Source organism: Pontibacterium sp. (genome assembly GCF_041587635.1).
GTDB lineage: Bacteria > Pseudomonadota > Gammaproteobacteria > Pseudomonadales > Balneatricaceae > Pontibacterium.
Map to the genome: position 1 here is coordinate 1 of NZ_JBFGYC010000199.1, position 6,507 is coordinate 6,507.

Consider the following 6,507-nt stretch of genomic DNA (forward strand, 5'->3'; position numbering starts at 1 on the left):
GCAGATAAAAGAAAACCCCGGGCAGTCTCCCGGCCCGGGGTTTTCAAAAGCGCTAAGTCGTCGTGAGACTTACTTAGCAGCTTCGTATGCAGCAGCAGCGGTCATGATTGCAGCGCGAGCAGCATCTGCGTTATCCCAACCTTCAACTTTAACCCACTTGCCTTCTTCCAGACCTTTGTAGTTCTCGAAGAAATGCTTGATACGATCGATCTGCAGCTGAGGCAGGTCACCGATATCCTGAACATCTTTGTAAGCTTTGCTCAGTTTGTCGTGAGGAACAGCAACCAGCTTAGCGTCTTCGCCCGCTTCGTCAGTCATGTTCAGGATGCCGACAGGACGGCAGCGGATAACAGAACCAGGAATAACTGGGTAAGGAGTAATAACCAGTACGTCCAGTGCGTCGCCATCATCTGCCAGCGTGTTGTTGATGTAACCGTAGTTGGCTGGGTAGAACATAGGCGCAGCCATAAAACGGTCAACGAAGATCGCATCTTCTTCTTTTTCGATCTCGTACTTAACCGGAGAGCTCTCTGCCGGGATTTCGATAACAACGTAGATATCGTTTGGCAGATCTTTGCCTGCAGGGATTTTCGCGAAGCTCATGCTTGTCTTCCTGTTAACGATTAAAAAATTCAGTGATGGCGGATTATACCCGGATCGTAAAGCAAGGATGAATACTACTTAACGCTGAGGATAATCCGCGAAATGTACGATAAGCCCGGTTTAACTGTTGAGCTTGGCTGCCTGCGAATCTTCATTGCCTGCATGGTATTCCAGCGCAGAAGTCACTTCATTGCGCGAACCCAGAGCAACCGATACACGCTGGTGAATATGATCAGGTTCGATATCCAGGATGTTTTCGTAGCAGGTGCTGGCTTTGCCGCTTGCCTGTTCAATCAGCAGACCCATTGGGTTGCCTTCGTACATCAGACGCAGTTTACCTGGCTTGTTCGGGTCACGGTTGTCCCATGGGTAAGAGAAAATACCGCCACGGGTCAGTACACGGTGTACCTCGGCAACCATGGAGGCAACCCAGCGCATGTTGTAGTTCTTGCCACGCGGGCCTTCAGAACCCTGCAGCAGATCTGCAATATAGTTCTGCATCTGCGGTTCCCAGAAACGCTGGTTGGACATGTTGATAGAGAATTCTTTCGTGTCCGCAGGGATAGTGACGTTCTCTTCGGTCAGCAGGAAGTCACCGGTATGCGCCAGTGTAAACATGTTCACGCCGGAACCGGTGGTCAGTGTCAGCACTGCGGATGGACCGTAGAGTACGTAACCGGATGCTACCTGTGCACGACCGGTTTGCAGGTACGCTTTTTCGTCAGCGCCGGTCAGGCCTTTTGGTAGTTCCAGAATGGAGAAGATAGTGCCCACAGAGACGTTAACGTCGATGTTAGAAGAGCCGTCCAGTGGGTCAAAGATGATCAGGTAACGACCTTCTTCGTTGCCTGCAACAGGATGATCTTCTTCTTCAGATGCAATACCGGCAACCAACGGGTTATCCAGCATGACCTTTTTCAGTACGTCATTGGCAATAACGTCCAGCTTTTTCTGTGTCTCTCCCTGTACATTGGTGTTCTCGGTGGTACCCAGAACGCCTGCAAGTGCGCCTTCGCGCAGCTGAATAGCGATCTCTTTACAGGCAACCATCAGAGTATCGATCAGGTCAACCAGATTGGTATCCGTTTTTTGGTGGGTCAGAAACTGGCTCAGGGTCTGCATCAGATCTGTATCTCTCCGCTTGTGGCAGGTTAATAAGTTGGTTGCGATTTTACGTGATATAACCGCGGATTGCATGGCTTGGAGGTCAATATTTGTGCTTTTTTACAAATTCGATCTCCTGTCGTTCGGCTGCCCGCGGCTACCAGAAAAAACCTGTTATCATGGAAGGCATTGATTCATCAGGGAGACTGCTAAGTGCATATCCATATTCTCGGAATTTGTGGCACCTTTATGGGATCGCTGGCACTGCTGGCGAAAGAGCTTGGGCATCGTGTAACAGGCTCTGATGCGAACGTTTATCCACCTATGAGTACCCAGCTGGAAGCGCAGGGTATCGAACTCATGGAGGGGTATGATCCTGCGCATCTGCAACCAGAACCTGATCTGGTGGTGGTAGGGAATGCGATGTCGCGGGGTAATGCGGCGGTAGAGTATGTGCTCGAAAGAGGGCTGAAATACACCTCAGGTCCACAGTGGTTACACGAACATCTGTTACAAGAGTGCTGGGTGCTGGCGGTATCCGGAACCCACGGCAAAACGACGACAGCCACCATGCTGGCCTGGATTCTGGAGCATGCCGGTATGAAGCCGGGATTTCTGATCGGTGGCGTCCCTAAGAATTTTGATGTTTCTGCTCGGGTTGGCGGTTCCCCGTTTTTTGTCATCGAAGCGGATGAATACGACACCGCGTTTTTTGATAAGCGTTCGAAGTTTGTGCATTACTGCCCACGCACGCTGATTCTGAATAATCTGGAATATGACCACGCCGACATTTTTCCTGATCTGGCGGCGATTCAGACTCAGTTTCACCACCTTATTCGGATTGTACCGGGCAATGGTCAGATCATCCTGCCGCAAGGGCAGCCTGCGCTGGAAGAAGTGCTGGAGCGTGGATGCTGGAGTGAATTGGTACAAACCAGCGTTGACGGGGGGGATGCTGAGTTTCAGGCCAACCTGTTGTCTGAAGACGGTTCTTGCTTTGAGTTATTACATAACGGTGAAGTGAAAGGCGTCGTGGAATGGTCGATGACCGGTCTGCATAGTGTGAATAACGGACTGGTGGCATTGGCTGCTGCTCGGAATGTGGGCGTTTTGCCGGAGCATTCAATCGAGGCATTAAGTGCCTTTGGTGGTGTAAAACGGCGTATGGAGCTGGTGGGGGATGTGAACGGTATCAAAGTTTACGATGACTTTGCTCATCACCCTACGGCGATTGAAACCACGCTGGCCGGTTTGCGTGCCAATGTGGGGAACGCACAGATTATCGCGGTGATCGAGCCACGCTCGAACACCATGCAGCAGGGTGTGCATCAGGATACGCTGGCGGCATCGTCGGTGATGGCGGATCAGGTGTTCTGGTCACAACCCAAAGATATGGATTGGTCACTGGAAGCTGCGGTGGCAGACAGTCCGGTACCGGCTTATGTCTGTGATAATACCGAGGATATTGTGCGTCAGGTATCAGAATTGGCCGCGCCGGGCACTCATGTGGTTGTGATGAGCAACGGTGGTTTCGAAGGTATCCACGGACGCTTGGTGTCTGCGCTGGAGGGGAAGAGTGCATGAAGCTTGATCGAGTGACACTGGCCATTACTGGGGCTTCTGGTGTGCAGTATGGTTTGCGTTTGCTGGAGTGTCTGGTGGCTGCCGACATTCAGGTGCTGGTACTGATCTCCCGCGCTGCGCAGGTGGTCATTGCGACCGAAACTGAGCTAAAGATGCCGGGTGCAACCGCTGAGCAAGAGCAGTTCCTCACCGATCTATACAACGCCAAAGACGGTCAGATACGTGTTTTTGGTCGTGAGCAATGGATGTCCCCAGTGGCATCTGGTTCTGGTGCGCCCTCTGCGATGGTTGTCTGTCCCTGTAGCACGGGCTCTCTGTCTGCCATTGCTTGTGGTGCGAGCAATAACTTGATCGAGCGTGCGGCTGATGTGGCCTTGAAAGAGCGTCGTCAGTTGATTCTTGTACCACGCGAGGCGCCATACTCTGAAATTCATCTTGAACACATGCTGAAACTGACGCGTATGGGGGCTGTGGTGATTCCCGCCAGTCCGGGGTTTTACAACAAGCCCGCCACGGTTGAAGATATGATCGATTTTGTCGTCGCCCGTATTCTGAACCAGCTTGGTGTTGAACAGACCTTAATGCCGCGCTGGGGAGATGACCTGATCAGGTGAAATCAGCGTCTTGTCAGAGTAGAATCCGCCCCTTATCTGTAAACAGGTTTGAGTCATGCCCAAGATTTTAGCGCTGGATACGTCCACCGATGCTTGTTCTGTCGCGTTGGATATTGATGGTGAAGTAAAACAGGATTTTCGGATTATTCCCCGCCAGCATACGAAACAGCTGTTGCCGATGGTGCAGCAGATGTTGAGCGATTGTGATCTGAAAGTATCGGATCTGGATGCTATCGCCGTAGGTCGTGGGCCGGGTTCATTTGCCGGCATTCGTATCGCAACCGGGGCCGCCCAAGGTTTGGCGTTTGCAGCGGAGTTACCGATGCTGCCAACCTCTACATTGGCGGCGATCGCATTGCGTATCTATCGTGATACGGGGGCAGAGTTTATTGTGACCGCGCTGGATGCGCGGATGAATGAAATCTACTGCTGTGCATACCAGATTCAGAACGGTCTGCCGGTAGCTCTGATGCCTGAAACGGTGTGTGCACCCGGTCAGTTGCAGTTGCCAGAGGAATCGCAGCATTGGACGGTAGGTGGCAGCGGCTGGTGCTATCTGGAGGATATGTCCGCAGAGGTGCAGCAAGCCGTGCAACCGTTAGACGATACGGTGTATCCGGCGGCGGCAGAGATTGTCACATTGGCGTTGCAAGATTGGGAAGCAGGGAAAGCCGTGCCGCCAGAAGAAGCGCTGCCGGTTTATTTACGTGATCAAGTTGCATGGAAGAAGAAGGACCAACAGTAAGTTATGGATTGGCTACAAGTTACGATTCTCGCTCTTATTCAGGGATTGACCGAATTTCTACCGATCTCCAGCTCTGCCCATCTGATTCTGCCGTCGCAGTTATTTGGTTGGGAAGATCAGGGATTAGCGTTTGATGTGGGGGTGCATGTCGGCACGCTGAGTGCTGTGATGTTGTACTTCCGCAAAGATATCGTGACGATGATTGGTGCCTGGCTGAATTCCCTGCGGGGACGTATGAGCCCTGAAGGTTGGTTGGCCTGGTATGTTGCACTGGCGACCATTCCGGCTGTGGCTTTTGGCTTGGCGATCAATGACATCATTGATGTCTATGGCCGATCCATTTTGGTTATCGCAGGTACAACACTGATTTTTGGCGCACTGCTCTGGTGGGCTGATGTGAACCGTACCGAAGTGCGTCCGCTGGAAAAAATCACGCTGAAAGATGCAATGATCATCGGTGTTGCGCAGGCAGTGGCTCTGATTCCGGGGACTTCGCGTAGTGGTATTACAATTACCGCAGCGCTGATGCTGGGTCTGGAACGGCAGGCCGCAGCGCGTTTCTCCTTTCTGTTGTCGATCCCGGTGATTCTGGGTGCTGGTATGCTGAAAGGTAAGGAACTGATGGAGACGGGGACGGATGCTCAGTGGGTCATGGTGGCAGGTGGTGCTGCGATCGCTGCTGTGAGTGCCTACAGCTGTATTCACCTCTTTCTGAAATGGCTGGATCGTATTGGCATGTTGCCATTTGTGATTTACCGTTTAGCTTTAGGCGTTGCGTTACTGGCGATCTATTTTATGGCCTGAACCGGGCCATCGAATCTCCAGAGTGTTTGGGTCATTAACCGAAGCTGAGGAATCTGATGCAGGTAGGTGCGCATAACTCGCTGCAGCCGTTGTCTGTTTTGCAGAAACAGCGTCCGGCTACGCGTCCTCAACCGGTACAGACGCTCAACGACAGTCAGCGACTGGATGCTACTCGCAAAACTAACTACTCCGCAGCGCTACAGGGTGAATACGTACAACGTAGTTCGCAGGGTGAATCCTTCGAACACCTTGAGGGCATAGGACTATCGGTGCGCTCTGCGTTGGAAACATACACTGAAACCGCCAGCTTCCAGCCACGTTCAGCGAGCGGTGAGCTGGTGGGTGTTGATCTCTATGTCTGATCTCTTTTCATATTACCGCTCTGTTCTACTGACCGAATCTATCTATGACTGAAAATGCTCTGGCTGTTTTACTGACCGACCCTTCCTGTTCTGAACGCGCTGAGGCGCTGGCGACAGAACTGTCCTGCCCTCTGCTGACAGGGACGGAGGAGATCGACCGCTTTGAGGTGCTATTGCAAGTGGGGCTGGATGGGCTGAGTTTGCAGGCAACAGGAAAAAAGGCGCCTGGTGCCATTAAAGCTGATTTTCTGGCGGGCGCAACGGCACACCGGCGAAAGTTTGGCGGTGGTAAGGGGCAAATGATCGCCAAAGCGGTTGGCGTAAAGGCTGGTGTGCGTCCGCAGGTGCTGGATGTGACCGCCGGTTTAGGTAAAGATGCGTTCGTACTGGCTACGTTGGGCTGTGATATGACGCTGGTGGAGCGGGCTCCGGTCATTCATGCATTGCTGAAAGACGGCCTGGAGAGGGCTGCAGCAGATTGGGATGTGGCCGAAATTGTTAATCGAATGCAGCTGCATCATGCTAACAGTATCGAGTGGATGCAGGCACAGCGGGCCGCGGGTGAATCTTATCAGGTGGTGTATGTTGATCCGATGTTTCCGCATAATGATAAATCGGCGTTGGTAAAAAAGGAGATGCGGGTATTTCGTCCGGTGGTGGGGGATGATACCGATGCGGAGCAGCTATTGGA

8 protein-coding genes are annotated in these 6,507 nt (G+C 52.4%); 6 read left to right on the plus strand and 2 right to left on the minus strand.

Annotated features, from left to right (window positions below):
• Positions 1–69: 69 nt before the first annotated feature.
• Together ppa and ABYW01_RS11075 are read right to left on the minus strand one after the other, a co-directional pair.
• Positions 70–603 (minus strand): inorganic diphosphatase, encoded by a 534-nt coding sequence (ppa, locus tag ABYW01_RS11070; RefSeq protein ID WP_193954916.1) that lies wholly within the window; start codon positions 601–603, stop codon positions 70–72.
• Between the two features lie 120 nt (positions 604–723).
• On the minus strand, positions 724–1,725 hold the full coding sequence (locus tag ABYW01_RS11075; RefSeq protein ID WP_193954917.1) for a class 1 fructose-bisphosphatase: 1,002 nt from the start codon (positions 1,723–1,725) through the stop codon (positions 724–726).
• A 195-nt stretch (positions 1,726–1,920) separates the two neighbouring features.
• On the opposite strand from ABYW01_RS11075, the gene mpl reads away from it, so the two are divergent.
• The 6 genes from mpl to ABYW01_RS11105 form a co-directional block, all read left to right on the plus strand.
• Positions 1,921–3,291 (plus strand): UDP-N-acetylmuramate:L-alanyl-gamma-D-glutamyl-meso-diaminopimelate ligase, encoded by a 1,371-nt coding sequence (mpl, locus tag ABYW01_RS11080; protein ID WP_372832713.1) that lies wholly within the window; start codon positions 1,921–1,923, stop codon positions 3,289–3,291.
• Positions 3,288–3,905, plus strand: a complete 618-nt coding sequence (locus ABYW01_RS11085; RefSeq protein ID WP_372832714.1) for a flavin prenyltransferase UbiX — start codon at positions 3,288–3,290, stop codon at positions 3,903–3,905. Before mpl ends, ABYW01_RS11085 begins: the two co-directional genes overlap by 4 nt.
• A 55-nt stretch (positions 3,906–3,960) precedes the next feature.
• Complete coding sequence (gene tsaB / locus ABYW01_RS11090; protein WP_372832716.1) at positions 3,961–4,650, plus strand: tRNA (adenosine(37)-N6)-threonylcarbamoyltransferase complex dimerization subunit type 1 TsaB; 690 nt, start codon at positions 3,961–3,963, stop codon at positions 4,648–4,650.
• A gap of 3 nt (positions 4,651–4,653) precedes the next feature.
• A complete protein-coding gene (locus tag ABYW01_RS11095; protein WP_193954921.1) occupies positions 4,654–5,454 on the plus strand; it encodes an undecaprenyl-diphosphate phosphatase in 801 nt (266 codons plus the stop codon).
• Between the two features lie 56 nt (positions 5,455–5,510).
• Positions 5,511–5,816 carry a hypothetical protein gene (locus tag ABYW01_RS11100; protein WP_372832718.1) on the plus strand — a complete coding sequence of 102 codons (306 nt, stop codon included), beginning with the start codon at positions 5,511–5,513 and terminating at the stop codon, positions 5,814–5,816.
• Between the two features lie 44 nt (positions 5,817–5,860).
• Positions 5,861–6,507, plus strand: a 647-nt coding sequence (locus ABYW01_RS11105) for a class I SAM-dependent methyltransferase (protein ID WP_372832719.1), incomplete at its 3' end; no start/stop codon positions are given.